Origin of the sequence: Runella zeae DSM 19591, from assembly GCF_000423565.1 — a bacterium.
GTDB lineage: Bacteria > Bacteroidota > Bacteroidia > Cytophagales > Spirosomataceae > Runella > Runella zeae.
Window position 1 is genome coordinate 61,687 of sequence record NZ_AUIF01000045.1, and the last position, 21,577, is coordinate 83,263.

The 21,577-nt window shown below is 39.7% G+C and carries 30 protein-coding genes; 22 read left to right on the forward strand and 8 right to left on the reverse strand.

Going from position 1 to position 21,577, the window contains the following annotated elements; genetic code table 11:
- Window positions 1-123: 123 nt before the first annotated feature.
- The 5 genes from G563_RS34760 to G563_RS0114230 all read left to right on the forward strand — a co-directional run bounded on the left by G563_RS34760 (window position 124) and on the right by G563_RS0114230 (window position 5,403).
- Window positions 124-1,218 (forward strand): c-type cytochrome, encoded by a 1,095-nt coding sequence (locus G563_RS34760; RefSeq protein WP_037326893.1) that lies wholly within the window; start codon window positions 124-126, stop codon window positions 1,216-1,218.
- A 14-nt stretch (window positions 1,219-1,232) separates the two neighbouring features.
- Window positions 1,233-1,667 (forward strand): DsrE family protein, encoded by a 435-nt coding sequence (locus tag G563_RS0114215; protein WP_028665898.1) that lies wholly within the window; start codon window positions 1,233-1,235, stop codon window positions 1,665-1,667.
- Between the two features lie 18 nt (window positions 1,668-1,685).
- Window positions 1,686-3,350: a bifunctional metallophosphatase/5'-nucleotidase gene (locus G563_RS0114220; RefSeq protein ID WP_028665899.1), complete on the forward strand. Its 1,665-nt coding sequence runs from the start codon at window positions 1,686-1,688 to the stop codon at window positions 3,348-3,350.
- A 25-nt stretch (window positions 3,351-3,375) separates the two neighbouring features.
- Window positions 3,376-4,095 carry a DUF2490 domain-containing protein gene (locus G563_RS0114225; protein WP_028665900.1) on the forward strand — a complete coding sequence of 240 codons (720 nt, stop codon included), beginning with the start codon at window positions 3,376-3,378 and terminating at the stop codon, window positions 4,093-4,095.
- A 114-nt stretch (window positions 4,096-4,209) separates the two neighbouring features.
- A complete protein-coding gene (locus G563_RS0114230) occupies window positions 4,210-5,403 on the forward strand; it encodes an NAD(P)/FAD-dependent oxidoreductase (RefSeq protein WP_028665901.1) in 1,194 nt (397 codons plus the stop codon).
- 132 nt (window positions 5,404-5,535) lie between these two features.
- Here the strand turns inward: G563_RS0114230 and G563_RS0114235 are convergent, their stop codons facing one another.
- Complete coding sequence (locus G563_RS0114235; protein WP_028665902.1) at window positions 5,536-6,177, reverse strand: hypothetical protein; 642 nt, start codon at window positions 6,175-6,177, stop codon at window positions 5,536-5,538.
- A gap of 271 nt (window positions 6,178-6,448) precedes the next feature.
- On the opposite strand from G563_RS0114235, the gene G563_RS0114240 reads away from it, so the two are divergent.
- The 3 genes from G563_RS0114240 (at window position 6,449) to G563_RS0114250 (ending at window position 8,645) form a co-directional block, all read left to right on the forward strand.
- The gene (locus tag G563_RS0114240) at window positions 6,449-7,234 is read left to right on the forward strand and encodes a hypothetical protein (protein WP_028665903.1); all 786 of its coding nucleotides are present in this window, start codon (window positions 6,449-6,451) and stop codon (window positions 7,232-7,234) included.
- A 165-nt stretch (window positions 7,235-7,399) separates the two neighbouring features.
- Window positions 7,400-7,753 (forward strand): hypothetical protein, encoded by a 354-nt coding sequence (locus tag G563_RS0114245; RefSeq protein WP_028665904.1) that lies wholly within the window; start codon window positions 7,400-7,402, stop codon window positions 7,751-7,753.
- A gap of 496 nt (window positions 7,754-8,249) precedes the next feature.
- On the forward strand, window positions 8,250-8,645 hold the full coding sequence (locus G563_RS0114250) for a hypothetical protein (protein WP_157585329.1): 396 nt from the start codon (window positions 8,250-8,252) through the stop codon (window positions 8,643-8,645).
- Window positions 8,646-8,810: 165 nt separating this feature from the next.
- On the opposite strand, the gene G563_RS37690 is transcribed toward G563_RS0114250, so the two are convergent.
- From G563_RS37690 to darT, 3 genes are all read right to left on the reverse strand, one after another.
- The gene (locus G563_RS37690) at window positions 8,811-8,990 is read right to left on the reverse strand and encodes a hypothetical protein (protein WP_422662566.1); all 180 of its coding nucleotides are present in this window, start codon (window positions 8,988-8,990) and stop codon (window positions 8,811-8,813) included.
- A gap of 701 nt (window positions 8,991-9,691) precedes the next feature.
- The gene (gene darG, locus G563_RS0114255; RefSeq protein ID WP_028665906.1) at window positions 9,692-10,741 is read right to left on the reverse strand and encodes a type II toxin-antitoxin system antitoxin DNA ADP-ribosyl glycohydrolase DarG; all 1,050 of its coding nucleotides are present in this window, start codon (window positions 10,739-10,741) and stop codon (window positions 9,692-9,694) included.
- Window positions 10,738-11,385, reverse strand: coding sequence for a type II toxin-antitoxin system toxin DNA ADP-ribosyl transferase DarT (darT, locus tag G563_RS0114260; protein WP_028665907.1), 648 nt, complete (start codon window positions 11,383-11,385; stop codon window positions 10,738-10,740). Before darT ends, darG begins: the two co-directional genes overlap by 4 nt.
- A gap of 307 nt (window positions 11,386-11,692) precedes the next feature.
- Between darT and G563_RS0114265 the strand changes: the two genes are divergently transcribed.
- Window positions 11,693-11,926, forward strand: a complete 234-nt coding sequence (locus G563_RS0114265) for a hypothetical protein (RefSeq protein WP_028665908.1) — start codon at window positions 11,693-11,695, stop codon at window positions 11,924-11,926.
- On the opposite strand, the gene G563_RS0114270 is transcribed toward G563_RS0114265, so the two are convergent.
- From G563_RS0114270 to G563_RS34765, 3 genes are all read right to left on the reverse strand, one after another.
- A complete protein-coding gene (locus G563_RS0114270) occupies window positions 11,923-12,579 on the reverse strand; it encodes a DUF4145 domain-containing protein (protein ID WP_028665909.1) in 657 nt (218 codons plus the stop codon). The genes G563_RS0114265 and G563_RS0114270 overlap by 4 nt on opposite strands.
- A gap of 217 nt (window positions 12,580-12,796) precedes the next feature.
- A complete protein-coding gene (locus G563_RS0114280) occupies window positions 12,797-13,681 on the reverse strand; it encodes a hypothetical protein (RefSeq protein ID WP_028665911.1) in 885 nt (294 codons plus the stop codon).
- Window positions 13,682-13,890: 209 nt separating this feature from the next.
- Entirely contained in the window at window positions 13,891-14,268 is a 378-nt protein-coding gene (locus G563_RS34765; protein WP_037326897.1) for a helix-turn-helix domain-containing protein, read from the reverse strand.
- A gap of 154 nt (window positions 14,269-14,422) precedes the next feature.
- Between G563_RS34765 and G563_RS38065 the strand changes: the two genes are divergently transcribed.
- The 13 genes from G563_RS38065 (at window position 14,423) to G563_RS0114350 (ending at window position 19,704) form a co-directional block, all read left to right on the forward strand.
- Window positions 14,423-14,740: a hypothetical protein gene (locus tag G563_RS38065; RefSeq protein ID WP_028665912.1), complete on the forward strand. Its 318-nt coding sequence runs from the start codon at window positions 14,423-14,425 to the stop codon at window positions 14,738-14,740.
- The gene (locus tag G563_RS0114295) at window positions 14,737-15,045 is read left to right on the forward strand and encodes a helix-turn-helix domain-containing protein (RefSeq protein WP_028665913.1); all 309 of its coding nucleotides are present in this window, start codon (window positions 14,737-14,739) and stop codon (window positions 15,043-15,045) included. Before G563_RS38065 ends, G563_RS0114295 begins: the two co-directional genes overlap by 4 nt.
- 3 nt (window positions 15,046-15,048) lie before the next feature.
- Entirely contained in the window at window positions 15,049-15,309 is a 261-nt protein-coding gene (locus tag G563_RS0114300; protein ID WP_028665914.1) for a hypothetical protein, read from the forward strand.
- A 96-nt stretch (window positions 15,310-15,405) separates the two neighbouring features.
- Window positions 15,406-15,654: a hypothetical protein gene (locus G563_RS0114305; protein ID WP_037326900.1), complete on the forward strand. Its 249-nt coding sequence runs from the start codon at window positions 15,406-15,408 to the stop codon at window positions 15,652-15,654.
- A gap of 376 nt (window positions 15,655-16,030) precedes the next feature.
- Window positions 16,031-16,702, forward strand: a complete 672-nt coding sequence (locus tag G563_RS0114310) for a hypothetical protein (RefSeq protein ID WP_157585331.1) — start codon at window positions 16,031-16,033, stop codon at window positions 16,700-16,702.
- Window positions 16,686-17,078 (forward strand): hypothetical protein, encoded by a 393-nt coding sequence (locus tag G563_RS0114315; RefSeq protein WP_028665917.1) that lies wholly within the window; start codon window positions 16,686-16,688, stop codon window positions 17,076-17,078. Before G563_RS0114310 ends, G563_RS0114315 begins: the two co-directional genes overlap by 17 nt.
- Window positions 17,079-17,080: 2 nt before the next feature.
- Window positions 17,081-17,455: a hypothetical protein gene (locus G563_RS0114320; protein ID WP_028665918.1), complete on the forward strand. Its 375-nt coding sequence runs from the start codon at window positions 17,081-17,083 to the stop codon at window positions 17,453-17,455.
- A gap of 3 nt (window positions 17,456-17,458) precedes the next feature.
- Window positions 17,459-17,770, forward strand: coding sequence for a hypothetical protein (locus tag G563_RS0114325; RefSeq protein ID WP_028665919.1), 312 nt, complete (start codon window positions 17,459-17,461; stop codon window positions 17,768-17,770).
- Entirely contained in the window at window positions 17,767-18,090 is a 324-nt protein-coding gene (locus G563_RS0114330; RefSeq protein WP_028665920.1) for a hypothetical protein, read from the forward strand. Before G563_RS0114325 ends, G563_RS0114330 begins: the two co-directional genes overlap by 4 nt.
- On the forward strand, window positions 18,087-18,461 hold the full coding sequence (locus G563_RS0114335; RefSeq protein ID WP_028665921.1) for a hypothetical protein: 375 nt from the start codon (window positions 18,087-18,089) through the stop codon (window positions 18,459-18,461). The genes G563_RS0114330 and G563_RS0114335 overlap by 4 nt, the downstream gene beginning before the upstream one ends.
- Window positions 18,458-18,733 (forward strand): hypothetical protein, encoded by a 276-nt coding sequence (locus G563_RS0114340; protein WP_028665922.1) that lies wholly within the window; start codon window positions 18,458-18,460, stop codon window positions 18,731-18,733. Before G563_RS0114335 ends, G563_RS0114340 begins: the two co-directional genes overlap by 4 nt.
- A gap of 20 nt (window positions 18,734-18,753) precedes the next feature.
- Complete coding sequence (locus tag G563_RS0114345) at window positions 18,754-19,227, forward strand: hypothetical protein (RefSeq protein WP_169579762.1); 474 nt, start codon at window positions 18,754-18,756, stop codon at window positions 19,225-19,227.
- A gap of 3 nt (window positions 19,228-19,230) precedes the next feature.
- Entirely contained in the window at window positions 19,231-19,704 is a 474-nt protein-coding gene (locus tag G563_RS0114350; RefSeq protein WP_028665924.1) for a hypothetical protein, read from the forward strand.
- Between the two features lie 122 nt (window positions 19,705-19,826).
- Here the strand turns inward: G563_RS0114350 and G563_RS0114355 are convergent, their stop codons facing one another.
- Complete coding sequence (locus G563_RS0114355; RefSeq protein ID WP_028665925.1) at window positions 19,827-21,383, reverse strand: hypothetical protein; 1,557 nt, start codon at window positions 21,381-21,383, stop codon at window positions 19,827-19,829.
- Window positions 21,384-21,577 lie beyond the last annotated feature (194 nt).

Below are 21,577 nucleotides of genomic sequence, written 5' to 3' on the forward strand. Positions count from 1 at the left end.
CACTTCTTTTATTTGATTTATACAATTTTTTCGCACCTATGTAACAATTATCACAATCTCGGTAATTCCTGAGATTTACTTTTGTTGCTACATCACCACCACCCATTCGTTTTCATCAACGATATGATTCAGCAAGAACCTAACGACTCGACCGAAAAAAAACTTTTTACGGCCCTACGCCTGCTCATAGGGCTTCTTCTAGGAGCTGTAGCCATCTTTTTTTTATTGGTTTCGGTTCTTTTTTTCGGCACGCCTAGCCTGCCTACTGAAGAGCCTGCCGTAGTCCAAAAAACCTATACCAAGCCAGATTCAAATTTTACAGGTCTATGGATAGCCCCGGCCGATTGGCGAATGTCTCAGCTGAGTACAGAAAAACAACAGTTGGTCAAATATGGCAAAGAGCTCATCGCCCATACCTCTACTTACTTGGGTCCCAAAGGTAGTGTGAGGCATTTATCAAACGGGATGAATTGCCAAAACTGCCACCTCAATGCAGGCACGCAACCTTGGGGCAACAATTATTTTGCCGTTGAAAGTACTTATCCAAAGTTTAGAGAACGCTCAGGTGGAATTGAAAATAAAATCAAACGAGTAAACGACTGTTTTGAAAGAAGTCTCAACGGAAAAGCACTAGATTCCACCTCTCGCGAAATGCAAGCGATCATCACCTATATCGAATGGCTGGGTACGGGAGTCGCCCCCAAAACCGCTCCCAAAGGCTCGGGTATCTTCAAGTTAAAACTCCTCAGCCGCGCCGCCGACCCCGATAAAGGCAAAATAGTATATGAGCAAAAATGCCAAAGTTGTCACCAAGCGCAAGGAGAAGGAGTATTGGCTGCCGATGGTAAGAGCTACTCATTTCCACCTTTGTGGGGCAAAAACAGTTATAACACTGGTGCTGGACTTTACCGTATTTCCAATTTTGCAGGTTATGTAAAATACAATATGCCTTTGGGTGCTACTTACCAAAACCCTCAACTCTCCGACGAAGAAGCCTGGGACGTAGCAGCTTTTGTCAATTCTATGCCGCGCCCCACCAAAGACCTTAGCCAAGATTGGCCCAATTTGGCAGGAAAACCTTTTGACCATCCCTTTGGCCCTTATGCTGATTCATTTTCCGAAAAACAACATAAATATGGTCCTTATCAACCTATCAAAGCGTGGAAAGAAAAGCACAAAGGATTGAAAGTACCTCATTCTAAATTGGCCAAGCTTTAAACATCTTTCTTATCATGAAAATCAAATTATTACTTTCATTCCTTTTCGTTTTTGTCTTGATTGGAAACAGTTTTGCCCAAAACAAGAAAAATAAAAAAGAACCTATCCACCACCTTGTATTTCAGCTTTCTAGCCCTGATACAGCCGTATATCGCGCCCTCACTCGCCAAATTTCTAATGTTTTGAACTATTGGCCTACCGCCCAAATCGAAGTAGTGGTTCACAATAAAGGGGTGAGTTTTATGCGTAAAGACCAAAGCACTTTCCAACCCGAAATACAATCTCTAAAAGACAAAGGAGTGGAGTTTGCAGTTTGTGAAAATACCCTCAAGCAACAGAAACTTTCCAAAGATCAGATTTTACCACAAGCTCGCTTTGTACCTGTCGGAATTGCCGAACTCGTCCTCAAACAAGAAGACGGCTGGGCCTACATCAAAGCCGGATTCTAAGCCCCAAACCTTGCCCTTATGCCTACAAGAAGAGATTTTATCCAGTCGGGACTGCTAGCTACTGCGGCTGCTACTAGTAACACCGCACAGGCGAGCAATGTACCATTTTCATCCAGCCCTTTAGCGCCCCAAAGTGGTACGATTACTTTTTTACAGACTACCGATGTGCACTGCCAAATTCATGCACACGATGAGCTTTTTTGGGAAAATGATAAACTTACTTTTCGCAAAGCAGGAGGCTACGCTCATCTCGCCACGGCTTTGGAGAGTATGCGCCGCGAAAACCCCGCCAATACCATTACGGTAGATACGGGTGATATGTTTCAGGGAAGTATGCTATCGGTCAAAACCCAAGGGCAAGCATTTGTACCTCTTCTCAATGCACTTGGCTATGATCTCTATTTGCCTGGCAACTGGGAGGTGGTGTATTATAAACAAAATATGCAGCACCTGATGGGGAGCCTCCTCGCACCTAAAGTATGTACCAATATGTATCACGACCTTGGCGATGGCAAACGAGGTGGATTTATTTTCCAACCTTATCAAATCATCAATCGCTTAGGTATTAAAATTGGTTTTTTGGGCTATACAGACCCTTTGGTTCCTCTACGACAATCTCCTTATTACAGCAAAGGCATCATTTATGCCAAACCCGAAGAAAATCTAAAAGAATATGTAGCCTTACTAAGAGAACAAGAGAAGTGTGATTTCGTGATTATCTTATCGCATCTGGGACTTTCTCAACAAATCGCCCTTGGCAATCATCCTGCTTGCAAAGGAGTAGATTATATATTTGGGGCTGATACCCACGAGCGCGTCCGAACACCCCTTCAAGCCGAATATACCAAAATAGTTGAACCCGGTGCCTTTGGGTCTTTTATTGGACGTTTGGATTTGAAAATAGAGAATGGTAAAATTGCGCACGAAAAGTACCAACTCATCGAAGTAAATCCTCAAAAATACCCCGCAAACAAAGAAGTGGAAGCGCTGATTCGCCAAATCGAAAAACCTTACAAAAACGAAATTGACAAAGTGATTGGCTATAGTACACTTCCACTTTATCGAAATTTTGTAGTTGAAAATACCATTGATACCCTCATCGTAGATGCCCTCAAGTGGAAAGTACAGGCCGATGTGGTGCTCTCCAATGGCTTTCGTTTTTGCCCCCCTCGTACTGCCGACCACAGCGGTAAAGTACCTATTACAGAAGGGTATCTGTTTGATATGCTTCCCGTAGATGCCACAATCCGTACAGGCACTGCTACAGGGGCGCAGTTGGTAGAGTGGCTTGAAAAAGAACTCCAAAATGTATTTGCTCAAGATGCCTCCAAACGCTTCGGAGGCTGGCTGATTCGTTTTAAAGGAATGCAAGTAGAGTTTAAAGCCTTTGAAAGAATGGGGCATCGCGTCCAGAAAGTAATCATCGCTGGGCAACCTCTCGACCCCAACCAATCATATACCCTCTGTGCTTGCGAGCGCGATGGTGACCCCGAAGATATGCTATGCCGTATGAAAGGTGTCAAAAACGCCCAAAACACCTCTTTTACCCTTCATAGTATGATGAAGGAATATTTGAAAGAGTTTTCGCCCGTAACGCCTATCTTGCGTCAAGATGCCAAAATCCTCGATGCTCCCCAAACGCTACTGAGCCAAGTACATGGCGTAAATTATCAATTTACATAATCTATCCTTCAACCACAAGAAAGTAGTGATCCTCCTTCTCAGATATTTTACGATTTTTGGAAGTGTTCTTCTCCTTTCTTATTCCAATGTACTAAGTCAAAATAAGCAAACTTCAATCCAGCAATTGTACTGGCTGAGATATTATAACATCTGGAAAATCAGCCGTTTAGTAGAATGGCATAATGAACTCGATACGAGGCATTTTTTTGACAATAGTCAACGCCTTCAATGGATTCAACACAGTCGAATCCATTACCGAATTGGCCCAAAAATCAACCTTGCCGCAGGATTTACCTATTCTTTACAAGGAAGTCAGCAACCCGACATCCCTAACACTACTCTGAAGCCTGAACTTCGCCCAGCACAAGAAATAAACTACCATCAAAATATCCTTCCTAATACCTCATTGAGCCTCCGCACCCGCTTCGACCAACGTTTCTTCTTGGCCACTGCTCAGTCTCCTTCCTCGTTCACTTTTAGGCATCGGTATCGCTTGCAGATTAGTCATTTTTTCAAAAAAGCCAACCTTACCCTGCGCCTCAATGATGAACTCATGTACAATGTACAAAACAGACGAGAATGGGCTAAATTTGATCAAAATCGAATTTATTTTGCCGCCGAAAAACGTTTCAGCCCTTCTTTGGCAGTCGAGGTAGGTTATCTCAATATTTTTCAAGCAGCGCGCCAAGCAGGTCTTTATTATGAGCGTCATATCTTGCGCCTCACTCTCCACCATACTATTTAATGGGGAGAAGAGAGCCTATTTTCATAAAAATGCCCTTGTGTAACTTTTATCACTGACTCAAAAGGAGTTTTTATATTTTTTAGAGAAAAAATATAACTTAAACTTCTTAATCCGATGGACAATCATCATCAAATCCTTATCATAGGTGGCGGCAATGCTGGAATATCTCTCGCTGCTCAGCTCCTTCTCAAAAATCACAAGCTTGACATTGCAATCGTTGACCCTGCCGATAAACATTACTACCAACCTGCTTGGACACTCGTAGGAAGTGGAATATTCGACATCAACAAGACCGTACGTAACGAAGCATCGGTGATGCCCCAAGGCGTAAAATGGCTCCAAGTAGCAGCCCAAAGTTTTGAACCCCACAACAACGCTGTTCGTACCACGGGCGGTACCTATACCTACGATTATTTGGTAGTTTGTCCGGGTATTCAACTCAACTGGTCGGCGGTAAAGGGCCTTACCGAGACCCTCGGCAAAAATAACGTATGCAGCAACTACAGTTTTCAACATGCCCCTTACACTTTTGAATGCATCAAAAACCTCAAAAAGGGAAAGGCGATATTTCACAATCCACATACACCCGTAAAGTGCGGCGGAGCCCCGCATAAGATAATGTACATGGCGGCTGATTACTTCCGTAAAAACAATGTTTTGGACCATATCGACATTCAGTATTGGAGTGGTGGCACCAAGCTTTTTGCTGTTCCGAAATATGAAAAGACGCTGCTGGGCGTGTGTGAAAAAGCCAATATTCAGCTTCATTTTTTTCAACGCTTAGAAGAAATAGATGGCCCTAACAAACGCGCTCGTTTTGTAGGCTTTGGCGACCACAACAAAGACGTAGAAACTTGGGTGGACTTTGACATGATACACGTCACTCCTCCCCAATCAGCACCCGATTTTATCCGTAATAGTCCTTTGGCCAATGCCGGAGGGTGGGTAGACGTTGATAAAAACACTTTACAACATCCCAAATACCCCAATATATTTTCGCTCGGCGACGCTTCAGGACTACCCACTTCCAAGACAGGTGCCGCGATTCGTAAACAAGCGCCGGTAGTAGTGGAAAATCTCCTTTCTATGATTGCTCACCATCCACTCAATGCCTCCTACAATGGCTACACCTCATGCCCTTTGGTGACAGGCTATGGCAAACTCGTCTTGGCCGAATTTGACTACAATAATCAACCGCAAGAAACCTTCCCTTTTGATCAAAGTAAAGAACGTTGGAGTATGTATATGCTCAAAAAAGAAATACTCCCACGCATGTACTGGAATATGATACTTAAAGGAAAGGCTTAATTTCCCTTATTTTTCAGCCAAAAACCCGTTAAAAAAGCCGAAAATCTTTTTGTAACGGGTTTTCTATTTTTCTTCAAAACTTGCCTAATTTAATTAGTTTTTGATAAGAAAATACCTCATAATCAATACCATTTATTCATATCTCACTTTACCATCGTTATAAATGATTACCTTTATAGCTTCATCATACACGTAACTTGCCTCCTTGTATATTTCTTTTTTTGACTTTTTTTTCCTTTCTTCAGAAGAAATTTTATATCGTTTTTTTTCAAAAGGATTCCAAAATTCAAAATTTTCATCCAATGCTTGTTGGAAATGAGGAATCAATTCCTTTTCAAGCTTTTTTTGACTTCTAATACTATACTTATTGTTGACAATGAAAGTGTATTTTTCATCATAAATTAAAACCACTCGCCCCTTATATTTTGTATAAAAAGTAGGATAACAGTTTTCGCAATAGTGAGCAGCATGTAAAGTATTAGGAGTAATATAATAACTACCAAGGACAATTCTGAATGAAAGCGAAGGCTTGCTATTGCCTTCTAAGGGGTTAAATGGCGAACGGGGATAATTTACAATATTATCTACAAAAATAAAACCAAAATCTGACTTAAACAGCTCATTTTTAGACTCTTGAATCTCGACAAACTTTACTATTTCTTTGGCAATAAAACCATTAATAGAGCTAAATTGTACTTCTTTAATTACTCCTATCTGAGATTGACACAGAAACGAATACCCTAAATACACCAACGTAACAAGTAGTTTTTTCATAATTTCAGTGGTATAAATTCTATATTAGTTAACTTCTATTCCTTACTAAAGCAAACCACGTGGGCTTGTAATAAAACCATTATAAAGATCGAGTCATTATTTATAGCATATAGGTATTTGGTCAAGAAAAAACGACCTGTGGCGTAATTTATGACAATAGTACAAAAACAGTTTATACCTTAACTGAAAATTTCATTTAAAATAAAAAGACATGAGAGCTTTTTTCATTTTTCTATTTTCAGTATTAGTCTGCTTTACAGTAGAGGCAAAGATGCGAACATATGTAGGTAGTACTCCAGCCCATAGCATTATAAGAGATTTCTTAGGGGTTTCTTCAACCGATTCGATTGATTTCATTCGTTGGAAACTGGAGGTGGATTCGGGCAAGTACAAACTCCAGTGTCAGTATGGTATATCGAAGCCCAATACCTCAGGTTTTTTGGATGAAAAACGTGTCGTTTTTGAAGGAGCATTTACCTTATCCAATCATTTTTATGATTTAGACCACAACGATAAGTACCTCTCAATACTAGAATTAAACACCAATGTCCTCCATTTTCTGGATGACCACCGTCGTATGCTTAGCGGAAATGGTGGATATAGCTATGCTTTAAACAACGTTCAGCCTACTGAAACCGATGAATTCAACGCTCATTCTGAACTTAGCCCCGCCTCCACTCCACTGATTTTTGAAGGAAGAACTCCCTGCCAAGAACTATCCGCTTACCTAGGATTAAATAAAAACGAGGCTTGCATAAAAATGAAATGGTATCTTCATTTTTATACCGATTCTGTTTCGCATCAGCCCTCTTACTTCCTTATGGCAGGCATGGGTTACCGAAAAAACAATATGGCAAAAGGGAAATGGGAAATAATAACCACCCCAAGCGGGCACTCGCTTTTCAGGCTTTATTTTGACCGCTGGAGTCGTCCACTGGACTTACAAAAAGGAGGCGAAAATATCTTGTTTTTTGTCGAAAATCATGGACATTTAATGACGGGAAATGCTGATTTTAGCTACACTCTCAACCGCATACAGCAAGAAGACAAAAAATAACCTACTTAAACATTCTTATCTCTATCTCGGAAAGGCGCAAGGTTTGTAGCTCAGCGGAGGAGAAAATCGCTAAACACTCGTAAAAAAGAAGAGAGTTTGGGGTGAGTATTACAACTATTTTCTTTTTGCGGACGTCTTTGCTGAAGTATCCAACCAGCGATTTTTATGCGTTTTATGCTCAGCACTCTATTGTACTGCATTTTATTACTCCCTTTTGCCTCCTCTTGCTCCAAAGACAATCAAGATTGTGGATGTAATGGTTCAACGCGCCGTATTCTGGAAAACGTACAAGCCCGATACACGGGTGAAGGTGTGTTTGTAGTTCCTGACATAAATTCTGGATTCATTCAGGTATATCCGTGTGAGGTAGATACTACTTGGGAAATTAGTAAAGATGAAAATACCTGGAACTACACCATTTCGGGCGATCTTAAAAAGCATTGTTTTGGCCCAAATCCTGAGTTAGAACTCCCCTATCCAGGAGGAAAGATTCGGCTTACAAATATCCAAAAGAGGTAATAGCCTGCTACATCAAGATTGTGTTGGAAGGCTGCTTATGGCAGCTTTTCGCCGTCCTACAACTGTTTCATTTATATCGGCAAATTCTGTCACGATTTGATTCGCTGTATCAATTGTGAAAGATCACGCTGTACTAATTAGCCAAGGATTTGGCTTTGCAGATTTGATAATTAGAATATTCTTTACTACGCACACAGTCGATGATGAAAAACGACCCAAGAAAGAAAGATTGAATTTCGCCTACCCAATGCCCATATGTCAATGCTTATGTAGGAATTCGCTATCGAATGGGTAGATTTTGGATGTAAGTTGTCAGGCAAAGTCGCGATTGACACACTCAATGAATACAAGTTTTATTCTATCCCTAAAACTAAGCTTTTGTCCCAGAAATTTTGAGAGGCTACCGAGGCAAAATAGCTTTGGAGCCTCATCAAAAAGTAGGACGCCGAAAATGCTTATCCAGAGTAGGCAACAGAACCCCCAAAAAATCACAAGTATGAAAAAAGCACTTTTCACCCTCTCAATGGCTTTATTGACCGGGCATTTTGTAAATGCACAAAACCACAATACACTATGGTGTGATAAAAATGCTAAAATGAAAAACACACACAACTTTAGTTTGCAAAAAACTACTGAAACTGGTAAACTTAATGCTATCATGAAATGGGGTGGACCGAATGGTGGAGCTACTTTTTCTGCGGCAAATTTAGAAATCACAAACGGTACTTGCGAATCATGTAAACCGGTTGGTGCGATAGGTTCGGGTAATTATCAACAAAATTGGGTTATTAAAGTAACCGACCCATCTAAGGCAGTAACATTTGCATGGAAAACCACTGGTACTATCAATGTATGTGGAACTGGCAAACTGGTTATTCCTCGTCCATTCTGATAGTTAACATTGCGATGTGTGAAGCAAAATCCAATAGCTATCGCATTGCCACTCCGATTGAACGCCAGTTTCCTTCTGTCATGCTATGGTAGGAAAAAACTGGCGTTCAGTAAAAAAAACAAGAGCTATTTTGTATTAAACCCAAAAGTTGTGGAGCAACTTAGATTAAGCATATAATTGGGTTAAACGATACAGAAAGAATTCTACATTTTTTACCCCTCTGAATTGACTTCTGAACGCTTTGATTTTGGCGCGATCCGTCGCACGTTTGAAGGATTCCGCTGAAGCGTTCGCACTTCTATTGTCAAAGTAGCGGGCCGCCGCCACGGTTAAGAATCGTCTCATAGTGGTTCTGGATGGAGCACGCCACTGTATTGAAGGCTTTAACGCACTTTTCGCTTCTGCCTTTAGATGTGGGCGATATAAAAGACGCGAATTAACTTATCATCCGCGACGCTTGATGTGAAGAAAAACACGATACCCGCGTATGGGAAAGTCCTGTAGCGTAATGGAGGAAAAAAACGCTGGAAAGTAAATCCTTTTTTTTGCTTTCCTGCTCTAAATAGTTTTTTTCTTCTAAATAAACATGATAGCAATCATCTGACCTTTCTATATGAGTCAGTAGGTATTTCTAAAGCAGGAAATCCGGTAAGATTAACTCGATAAGGGATAAGAAACCTTCCAAAACAAATTAGGTTTGATTAAACGCACAAACCTAAAAAAATCGTAACTGTTTAGGTACCCTACAAAAAAACAAATAATTGATAGTCAGTTAGTTATCGTTTTTGTTGTTAACCAACTGTGTGAAAAATGTCGCATTTTTTGAATTTTTGAAGTTTCCTTAGACCATAAATTGTACTATTTTAATCGAAAAATAGCCTTTAAATTGTACTTTTTAAGCAAAAAGAGTACCTAAACAGTTACAAAAAATCTAACGCTCTCCACAACTTTTGGGTTTGTTCCTCTTTTTTCCGTTCTACAATTTTACCGAAGAATTGAAAACAAAAAACCCTCAAAACAGCGTGCTTTGAGGGTTTTTTGTTGCTCTAAGTAAAACTTAGTTTCTTTGCATAATTCTGCAGATGATCAAATGCCAGATTAATATATTTTTCCTTAATAATATCTCGTTTTCTATCATTCCAAGAATGAATTTTCTCAAGCAAATCAGTTTGAGTCAAAGTTTTGTCCTGCTTAAGAAGAAAATGAATAGAAGAAAGTATTTCTAAAGATAAAGTTGACTCGAATCCTTCAATTATACTTAAAACACTTTTAAGCCTTTCTTTCTGAGCAGTTGTTAGTTTTTGTTTTACAAAGTCTTCAACTTCATTAAATTTGCTATATTCTAAATTTAAAGGCTCAAAAGGTTTTGCATTCATTTGTTCAAGTCCAGTTAGATACTTACCATTTAGAGCATATAAAACCTTCTCTACAGCTTGTGCATAAGGGCCAAAAGTATAGGCTACAAATTGTAATTTTAAAGGTTCTCCGCTTTCCTGGAGGAAATAAGCTAATTTATTTGCTGCAAAGACACTAGGATTTTCACCTCGTTCTTCATATTTAGCCAAAGCATATAATAGCATAGCCCTAGCTGGTGTAAGGTTTATTTCCTTTTTTTGTCCTTCCTTTTGAAGAGCTTCTTTAACGGCGTCATTAGGCTCATAAACAATAATTTCAATTGAAAGATTTGCTAAATAATTTTCAATTAAAGCTTTCACTTTGCCCCAGTCCAGGCCACCATTTCCACATCCTAAAGGAGGTAGCGCAATGCTTTCAAGCTTATATTCTTCAATTATTTTGACTAAATCCTTGAGACCTTCTTCTATATAAGAATATTGAGACTTTTTATACCATTCGGTTTTTGTTGGAAAATTAATAATGATTTTTTTCCCTTCCAAAGTATTCTCTTCAAACACAAACAACTTGCCAATTCCTATCTTCCCATTTTTACAAGCATATGAATATGCTTTAAAATTCGCCGGGAATTGCTCCTTAAATTGTAAAGCAATCCCTTTTCCCATTACACCGACTGTGTTTACAGTATTCACTAAGGCGTGAGTCTTAGCCTGCAACAAATTACCTTTTATGTATTTTATCATCGGTAGTAAAATTTAAAACTGTTATCAATATAAACCCTAATACTCAATCCATATTGTCGCACAAGAGCTTCTATATATTGTTTTCTTTCGTTTGTTAATACTATAATCCATTTTATAAGCTCTACAGGAACATAGTATTTAACAAGAAATTCGGAGTGTTTTTTTCTCATTCTATCATGGTCCCCATCCGAATTATTGTCTGTCCATTCGTTAGATTGAATTGAATGCCAATCAAGCTTATCAAGGTCATCAATGCTATTATAGAATTCAGTTATAGTTCTTGCAGCGTTACCATCTGTGAAGCACCATTGCAACCCAGCCTCAATAAGTTCTTTAAGATTACATGCCAGATATATGATTTCCTCTTGTGGTCTTCTAAGAACTCCGTTACCAGTTTTTATTTTATATAGCATCGGAGTCCTTGTGCCAAAATAGAATGGGACATAATCATTTACTATTGTATCTGGATAACACTTTACCTGTACTGTGTCTCTATGAGTTATAATCTCAGTACTTCCAATATTTACATAATTAGGGTCGAAATTGGCAGAATTTCTATAGTAAATACCATTTCGAAGGATATAATCCAAGTTTTGGTAATGAATCATTCTATAAACCCAGACCGTACTAATATCTTTCGGCATCGCACAAAAATTTAAAGTGCTTATCTACAAAGCCATAAATCAAGAGTTTTTAATCAAAGTTGTAGATGTAATATAAAGAAATTTATTAAAATGAATATTGTTCCTCCGCTGAAATTTCTAATTCCACAACAAAAAAACCCTCAAAACAGCGTGTTTTGAGGGTTTTTAACTTTTTGTGATCCCGCTGGAATTCCGCCCATACTCCCTCAAACTCTTGTATATCAAGCAAATACTATATATTTAAACCCTGTTAACTGATACTTTACTGAAACTTTATTTTTTTTGTACACTTAAAACTACCCCACCTATGATTAAGACAATGGAGCTGATCGTAACCGATTTGTCAAAGAAAGGCACTGGTCTGCATGAGTTAAGTCCAGTAAGGTCTCTCTTTGAAGTTTACACCAAAGAAGGTACTTTATTAGCTCAACATGATAGCCAGGGCAATTATTCTGTTGAAGATTTAATCGCGTTTGGTAAGCTATGTATGTCAAAGAGTAATTTGCCAATTGAAAAGATATTTAAGGAATGGAAAGGTTAACTATCTCGTTTTTCAATACCACTCCTAATATTTTCAGGGATATATTTTTCATAATATTCTTTAACTTTTTTAGGTTGACTAATAAGCATTTCACAAATGATATTTACAAACCCAAATAAAGCATAGGCGATTTCAGCATTATCATTCAAATCTATTTTCCCTGGATGAACTGCGTTATTACCTATAACACGAACACTATCAAGAGCTTGTTGCATTGTTGGTGGTAAGCCTTTCTTGACCAAACTTTTTATATCATCATTTATGTTTGCTCCTTTTTCACCTAAATGAATACATAGTTTTTGAACCGCAAGACGTAAGAGTGCAGCTGCTCCACGAGGGGAAATACTTACAATGTCCTTTGCTTCATTATAATCGTTCTTTATATCATCCGGCAAGTCTGGATTTGGCATTTCAACCAACCCAGATAATGGGTAAACCATTTTACCTCCTAACCAAATTGAAATCTCCTCACAATGGCTACATTTTGCAGATTGGTAATTTGTTAAATCGTAGTTACCTCCTACAAGGTCTCCATTCGGTTTCACATACTGATAATAAGTCCTTATCTCTTTTGACCAAGTTTGCTCAGATAAAACGCCGCAATTAGGACAATGAAATGATTTTTTTTTAAATACCGGTGCAATATGTTTCATTTATATTATTTTGTTCACTGAAATACTAACCACTAAAGAGGCGATGACGGCAAAGGATATTAAGAATAAGCTCGTAGACATAAGAACTGAATACAACAATCAAAACAAACATCTTCAAACTATTCCTGTATCTTCTGAAGAATATACACATCAATTTCACAAACTTCAGGAGATTAAACAAAGACTTATAGTAGCTGAAAAAGCTTACCAAGATAGTCTATCCAATTCCCCTAACTCCTAAAATTTCCCCTGTTTCATCAAAGTGGTAAACAAAATTACCTACCTGAAGCTTTATGGTTTTATCTCCAGTATCAATTGATATGAACCGCCCATGATTAACTGTTACAAACTCATCTAAAGTTGCTTTTTCACCTTGATGAGCTATCAGTAAATTGAAATAATTGATATTGCCAAAAGGAGTCTTATGTAAATGTATAAAGGGACTTCCAATAGGATTTTTCATACTTGCCCATGCATCTGCTTGCTTGTTTATTTCATATTGGACTTTTTGTATCTGTGATTTTCCCCAATAGTGTAAAGCTTCTTTTTGGTAATTTTCAAGCATTTTTGGGTTCAATTTTTTCCAATCTTTTGCCCACTGATTCAATCCATCAGCTGGTTGAAAGTCATACAAGATACCTTCACTGAAGTATAAATAAAGACCCAGTTTATCGGAGTACAAAATACCGTTGGGGCTATTATCATTTAGATTTAAAGCTCTTTGCAAAAAATTAATATCAAAGGATTCATTCTCAATAGCCTCTTGTAAAACATCGTGAGCAGTTGATAGCAGCATATCATAATCTAAATCATAACCCTTAATATGCTTCTTTACAAGGCTTTCTGAAACTTCTACTACATCCTTAGACGTTTGTATAAACTTTACATTTTTTGTAAAAATTTCAAAAGCAACACTGTAAATACCATTGTCTCCTTCTGTAAAATATCCATGTAATATATCAGGGTTCAATCCTAAATATTTAGCAACGCCATTAAATGACTCATTATCAATATTATCTCCTACTACCTCTTTAAATTTTGAGCCGTCTGGAATAAATATACCACTGGAGGTTCCCTTTGATTTGTTGAAGAAATTAAACATTACACGGATTATGAGTTAATCTAAAAATTTCAAAGTAGTTGAGGGTATTTCCTATCAGGAATTACAATATTTCCTATCTACATATTCTTTATAGTATATTTTTTTCATAACGTTTAAGAAAACTTACCGTTTGATAAATTTATAGGATTATACAATTATTATTTATGACTTTATAGAGTTGACGCCAATTTGTGCTCTGTTGATACCACTCACACATTTTTTGCTTTCTCTAGGTTTTGTTCCAGCTCTTCTATCTTGGCCTCTTTCTTCTGAATCTCCTCAGTGTTTTTCCTATCAAGCCTCCGGTACAAATCCAAAAGCTCATCTTTGGGAATGGTGACTACGTCAATGCTTTGTTTTGCGGGAGCATCGTTCTCTGGCTGCCCATTCCATGTACCTACTCCCTTTATCAACCAATCCAGTGTACACCCATATACTTCAGATATTTTTTCTGCTAGATCAAGTGACATCTTTGATCTACCACTCTCTATATTAGAAATTCCCGAAAGTACAATCCCCAAGGGTTCTGCAAATTCCTGTAAAGTTTTTGTACCCCTTAACCATCTAAGTCTTTGACCTACAGACATTTATATTTACGCGTTTTTATAAATAGAAAAAATATTTCACATTTGGTGTGAAAAAACTTGCTTTTATTCACCACATATGAAATATTTGCACTGTATATGTAATTAACAAACTCATTAATCAAGTTTGATAAGCAAATATAAAACCTACAGCGATATGAACCAAGAAGAATTGAGCGAACGGCAGGGAGCTATTGAGCGCCCACCTAGGGCAGGAAGAGAAGCCCGGACTTACCGTCGTCAGCGTATTCACAGCCTCATCAGAACAGTGGTAGGCAATACTGGATGGCGCAAAGCTTTTTTACAGGCTTATCCTGATTTTGATACTGCTCAGGGTGCCTACCTTTTAAGTCGTGCTACCAATGGCTCCACCGATGACCCCGACTTGCTCGCGGCACTGGAGGAGTGGATTCCCCGAATCCAAGACGAAAAACCAGAATGGTTTGTAAAACAAGTTTCTGTCGAAATGCCATGACTCAGATTAGCGCTCAACTCACCATACCCGCCGAGCAGGTGGATCTTATGCAGCAGGTCATCACGGCTGTAGAGCAAATGAGGGCAACTCTCAATCACCAGGAGATACTTACCGAAGAAGAAGCCGCCAAGCTCCTCAAGGTGAGTGTCCCTACCCTACGCAATTGGCGCAAGGCCAATTGGCTCCCCTATTTCTGCGAAGGCAAACTTATCAAGTTTGAAAAGGAGGCTTTGCTATACGCCTACAAAAAACGCTTCGGGAGCGAAACGCACTTTGGACTACTCAAACACCTTAAAAATACCTAACAAATGGCAAGCACTGAAATACTTGGTACACATGTACTCGACGAGCAGGATGATTTACATCTAGAGTTTTCGGTTTCGAGCAACATACATATTACTTCCTATAAGATAGAAGGAAGTAAAAATGCGCTTGTAAAGGCGCTCTTTGCTTTGAGCATTAAGCATGAGTTTTTTGCTACGGCACTTACTGAAACTATGGATTTGCTCAGTGACGGAGATTTTGTAGCTGAAATGAAAGCTGAAGCAAGCCATGAGGGAGGCCATTGAGATACTGACCCTGGTCCTCACAGGAGGGCTTACCATCATGGCCTTTTGGCTCATGCGCGAATCACACAGGAAGTACGACAATTACAACAAGAAGCCATGAAAAAATGGGTACAATCCATATTCAACCCCAAGGTCTTGGTCTATACCGAGGCTGTGGAAATCGAATACGCTGACGGCCTTCCCCACAAGGAGCCTCCAGAGCTGATTGGGTATGTGTTGCAGTCATTTTTTGCATTTGAAGCCTATATTTTTCACGACAAAAGAATCTTACAACAGCTACCCATTGGTTCGTTTAAGACGCTTTTGGAAGCCAAAGACGCCGTAGAAAAATGGCCAAAGAGTTGAGTTTTTCATAAAAGGGTAAAATGAACGGGTGAGGACTGCCTATTCAGTCCTGGGCAAATGCCCTTAGGGTTATGACGTACATAGTATATCGTTACTAATATTGCCTAGGTAAATTGGTCATAAAAGTGTGTTGAAAGATATAAATCATTTCGATACATTTGCATTTTAATCCCCACCGAGTGTGGGTAGGGGTTTTTATGCATTTTTTTGGCCGATTTTGCAGTACTTTAGTACTGTTAAGTACTAATGGTACTGTCAGTACTGAAATCAGTACTTTAGAACTTTCGTACTTCTGTACGTCTCTAAAAGATTTAATAGTACTTTATTCAGTACTGCAAAAAATCAAAAATCATTGATTATCAATCACTTACAAAAAATGCAAAATTTTTCAAAGCTACCTCCCGACCGAGACAATGCCACTTATCATCACATAGCCTACTATCTGAATGGAAGGCAAGAACATGGGTGGTCGAAAAAAGTAAACATGAACGAGACGGGCGACAAGCGAAGGCTGCTCTGTAGTTCGCTATCGAGGCTACTCCCCCTGTATTTTCAGAAAGAAGTATGGCAAGTGGAGGTATATCGGCGCGTAAAACCACAAACCGGCAGCAGGGCATTTTACAATGAGGAAATGGTAGGGAGATTTTGGGGGGCCGACTGGGAGCTCTACGGAGCTTATCAAAAAGACACAATCATCAATCATTTCCTGAAGGAATTTTATGCGTCGGGCAATGGCCCCGCCGCGCTCCAGGCAATCAAGAAGGGAGTAGGAGCCGTCCACGATTTTTCGTTTGATCCCCAAGGCAAGACCCTCGAAGATCTCAAAGAAAAATGCCGGAGTTTATTGGAGTTTTATCCAAGAGGGCAAGTAGAGAAGTTTTTCTTTGAGGTCAAAAAACGCTACTTCCCACAGCCAGTTTTCAGTACTGCCATCGACCCTCCTAGTCCACCACCCCCCGCCCCTGCTCCCAAGCGCAAGCGTATTGACCCCAAACCAGTGGCTGACTTAATCCCCAAACACCTGAAACCAGATGGAACAAACATTTGAATTTGAGACTACCATCAGCTACGATGCCAAGGCCACGTACCTAGATGCTGAAAAAAAACAAAGGGGAATCCGCTTTGCGGTGCCCGTCCATAGCATTCTGTTGCCCTACATTACCGATTCTGAGCGCAAATCACTACCGTGTCGGTACCGAGTACGGGCGGGGCTTCGGTGGAGCACCATGCGTCAGGGAGCGACCGTCAAGCTCCGTGGCCACCTCATCAACGGCAGCCGTGGCGGGCAGTACTTCCACTGCAAATACGTAGAAATACTCCAAGGCGTAGAGCCTGCCCCCAAACTAGGCAAACGCCTCCTGAAGAAGATGGCGAAGCAAATCCAAGCAGAGTTTAATTTTTCTCAAACTATAAACAACGATTGACGATGCAAGAAGAACAAAAAAGTACCTACTGGGCTATTCTAGAGCTATTTGGCCACACAACCATTGCCGGGCAAGTAACCGAGATCAATTACGGTGCCGTTACGTTTTTGTCGGTCAATGTCCCCGAAACCCGCCAACAACCCACCTACACGAAGCTGATCAATCCGACGGCAGTCTATGCCATCAACCCCGTAGACGAAACCACCGCCAAACGCCGAGCCGAGAATCTCAACAAAGCGCCTATCACGGCGTGGGAAATGGACAAGATGATAGAGAAGCACACCCAAGCCAATAGAGTGGCTCTGGAGGCAAATACGGCGGCTTCAATGCTCATTGACGAAGCTTTAGAAGAAGAGGACGAAGATCGAAATTTCTAAACTATGAAACTGCTTGTTGAGATTACACCCATGCAGTGGGGCGCGATGTACTTGTTTTGCCAAGGCTATGAGTTGGCTACTGTCAACTCCCATATCAATCAACTTGTATTGGCTGAGTGGGTCAATGGCATCCGGCCAAACACTCTTTGGAAATGGCAAAAACGCAATGGCTCCAAAACCTACAAAGAATACTTGCCTTATACTGTGACGGTTGCCTTTTGGCAAGAAGCCCAAGCCAATCAGATAACAGCTGCTACCCAATCGGCATTGGGTGTAATCGATCAAGCTCTAAAAAACGAGGGATTTAAACCATGACAAAAATAATAACGACCTATGAAGCTTTAAGCAAAGCGCCTAATCTGATATTCCATGCTATCATGGAATCTATGGCACATATTTGTAACGCTCCTGCGGGAGGGTTTGAAACCGTGGAGCAAATACAAGACGAAGTAAAAGCCACCGTAAGAATATTGCTCTCAGAGAACGACCTAAAGAAGCAGCTATCTGTCACAGCTCCCCAAGCTCACCCAACCACGCCCAATCGAAGATTTGTCAATCTGATTTGGGACAATAAGGAGCGTATCACAGTGCTTGCCCAAATCATGTGTGTAAGTCAGGAAGGAGGTGAGGTATGATAAGGCTTTCGATAATTATTCAAGATAATTTCATTACCCTCGGAGCCAATGGCCTGGCTTCTTTCATAGAAGCTGGAGGCACCGACAAAATCAACAGTGTACAGCATATTGATGATGATTTCATGAAGCTTACTGAAGCAATGAGAGTGTCTCCCTACGGGTTTACCGAAGAATTTAAGGTGGATTTGTTGGCACTTTTGCAAGCCCACAAAGGCCAACAGTGCCTAGTTACAACCCACTGGATACTGAAACGCTCTTCTCCCAAATCAAACTACCTGATGGGGATTGTAGAAAAAATCAACAAAGGCGAGCCTTTGACCGCAGCGGAAGAGAAAAAAATCGGCATCAAATCGAAAGGAGGTGAAAAATGAACGAAGACAAAATCTTGGAGGCAGGATTTGTAAAGCATTACAAACGCCCCGCAGAGATATACACTCGACAACAACAGGGCAAAACAATTTGGTCGGGCCGGTATTGTTTGCCTGAGCATAGCAGTTTTCTTAGTTCTAATCTCGAAATCTGCGTGGAAACCCTTGAACACAAGGGCACAACTAGGTACTATGGAAAATTGGGAGCCCAAAGAATGCCCCTCAACAACGACAATCAATTAAACGTATTTTTAGCTTTGGCATTAGAGATTTGACTATGAAAAACCCGGGGTATTTGGAGTTGAAAATTGATGTTAGTGCCTTCTCAAAACCGTGGCTCATGGCGCGGTATCAGGATAAATTGCTCCTTACTCCCAACGACCTAGTAACTGAGAAGCTGTATTGGATGGCACAGTGTGAGAAACTTTCGATGTCGGTATCAGACCGACGACCTCATATGAAATATACCCAATCCATGAGCTTAGAGCTTGAGGCATTTCATGGCTCAAGGTGGAACAAATTTTCGGTCAAAAATGACCTCAAGCTTTTCAACTATACCGAGACCAGGCTTTGGATGATATTCGTAGAAACCCTCATCAGGCAAGACCTGTACGGCAGGATGGCACGCGAAGGTATCACCAAGGGCTACCATGATTTTATAGAAACGTATCAGTATGAGGATGAAGTTGATTACGAACGTGAAGTAAGAACCTACAACAATCACCGACGTAGTGGCGAGCTCCTCAAATGGCAACAATTTAAGATTTAACAAATGAGAGACATCATAAGATTTGAAGAACCTAACCCCGCAGGGGGAATGCTAGTGGAGTTTGCTCCCGTGAACTCAATCAAGGTATGGAGTGTACAAACCGCCGGACGCTATCAATCTCCCTTAGAGTTTTTTGAGGGGTGGAGGTGGTTTAAAATCTACTCTACGCCCGAAATGATACAGGCTTCCGAAAACCAAAAGAAGGATGCTGCTGGAAGGTATTTCAACACGGCTGTGAAATGCTTTGTACCCGGCGACTCTAAAGAGTACAGAGACGTATGGGAATGGGCTGACGAACGTAAATTCATTGTGCGGGTCCGTGAGCATCAAGGCGATTGGAAACTCTATGGAAAACCCTGGGAGGGCCTGAGCCTGATGGTAGATTACGACAGTGATCGGATGATGGCAGGTCAACGGGGATTCACAGTAAGCTTTGAAGGAGAAACTACCAGTATGGGAGGAGTTTATGATTTTTGAATTATAAGCAATCCCGAATTTTGGAAAGTAAAAAACTTCGTTTTTAACTTTTGGAGTCACTATAAACTCCCCAAAGTACTTGTCAAAATTCGGGATAACTTATATCTGATTAAATATCAAACTCAAGGTATTTCCATATGCTCAGACAAAAAAGTTTTTTCAAATGTATAAACGCCTGGGAATTTGATCATTTGGACTAATTCAGACCCGTCTTTTTTACATCTGAATAAATAGTTGTTAGCAACGAATATAATAAATTCAGTGTTTTTAAGTGGAAAGACCTTCAAGTCCTGATTAGGTTTAAATTTACCCAGTTCCTTAAATGGCTCTATTAGATAAGGGGTTAGCCTTTTAGATTCTCCTGTTTGAAGATCAAGTATGTAGGTACCTTGATTGGCTTCTGTTATCTCCAGGCCATTTATCTTACTTCCAAGAGCAGCATTAAACAAAAGATGGTCATCGTCAGTCCAAGCAAATTTATAACCTAATATACTTCCCTTAGAAGTAGCAAGAGAAATATCATATATTTTTTCAATACCTTTATCAAAATCAACTACTCCAAGTTTTCTAGCCCGTTCTGTGTTCCCCGATGTGCGAGTAGGAAATTCCTCGTAATTGTAGTATATCTTTTTTGTACTTGGTGATACTGGAAAGTAATTGAGTCCTGGAAGAGTTGGAATATGACCCTTATTAGCTGCACTTAATTTATAATGTTTACTAAAAAAAGGAGTGTCAGCTGTATTATTCATGTTATTTGAAATATCCATTCTGGTCAATTTAGCAAATCCATTATTAAGAGTTGTAATAGCGAGTGCTACTGTATTCTTTCTATCCATCCACATGTGATGACGTGAATTCTCATCAGACTGCGCAAATTTTTGTGAAGAGATACTCCAATATCCTCTAATCTCTCTAGAAGAGAGCGCTTCCCTATGATCAACAAAAAAAACATCATCAATATATTCGTTATTATAAATATCCCATACTCCATTTCCAATATTTGTATATTTGCCTGTTGAAAGATTTACGATATGGCTTTTGCTCTTAGTAAAAGGACCAGCATTAACAACAGCATTATTGCCTTTCAAATAAATATCCCCAGTACCCATAACTCCATTACTTGTAACTTGGCTAGGGTTTGAAAATATTCCTCTTTCCAAGTCAAAATCCCACATCCATAAATCATTATTGAATTGGGCGATGGCCTTTTTCCAGTCAGTCGATAAAGTCAACTTTTGTCTACCTAGCACAGGGGTTTCTTCACTAGATTCTATAAAAAACTCTCCTTTATATAGACCTGTGGTATCAAATTTGATGATTCTTTTAAAATTAGCATCTACGTGATTTACTAGCATATTATACGATGAAAAATAATAGTTTTCACCTCCCAACGTCCACCAACTCACCTCTTTTCCTGTTCTCACGTCCAAAACGATAGGACCTCCCGCAAAATCCCCTTGTTTCCCGCTATTATAGCTTGGTAAAGTATAAAAACTTTTATACTCTGGTCCTGCTGCACCTCTTTTCACCAAAATATAATAGGGATAATCCTTGGTTCGCAAAGGGCCTATTTTGCTTTTGGAATTGATTGGGGCTACTGGCTTTTTAGTCTGACAGATAGCTGTAACATTACATAATACTATTAAAATGAGTGTGGTAATTTTAAAAAAAGATTTCATGAGAAAGTACAATTTTGTTGGGTTGAAATGGATATGCCTTGACAATCAAGGCTATTATTATAAGGCTTGAAAGATACAACATAGGCGAACATCTTACAAAAAATCTTATCGTACAAACATGAATCATCCCCCATTAGAGATATAGCCGTTTTCTTACCTTTGAGATTCAGCATAAACCTAAATAGGAATCGACA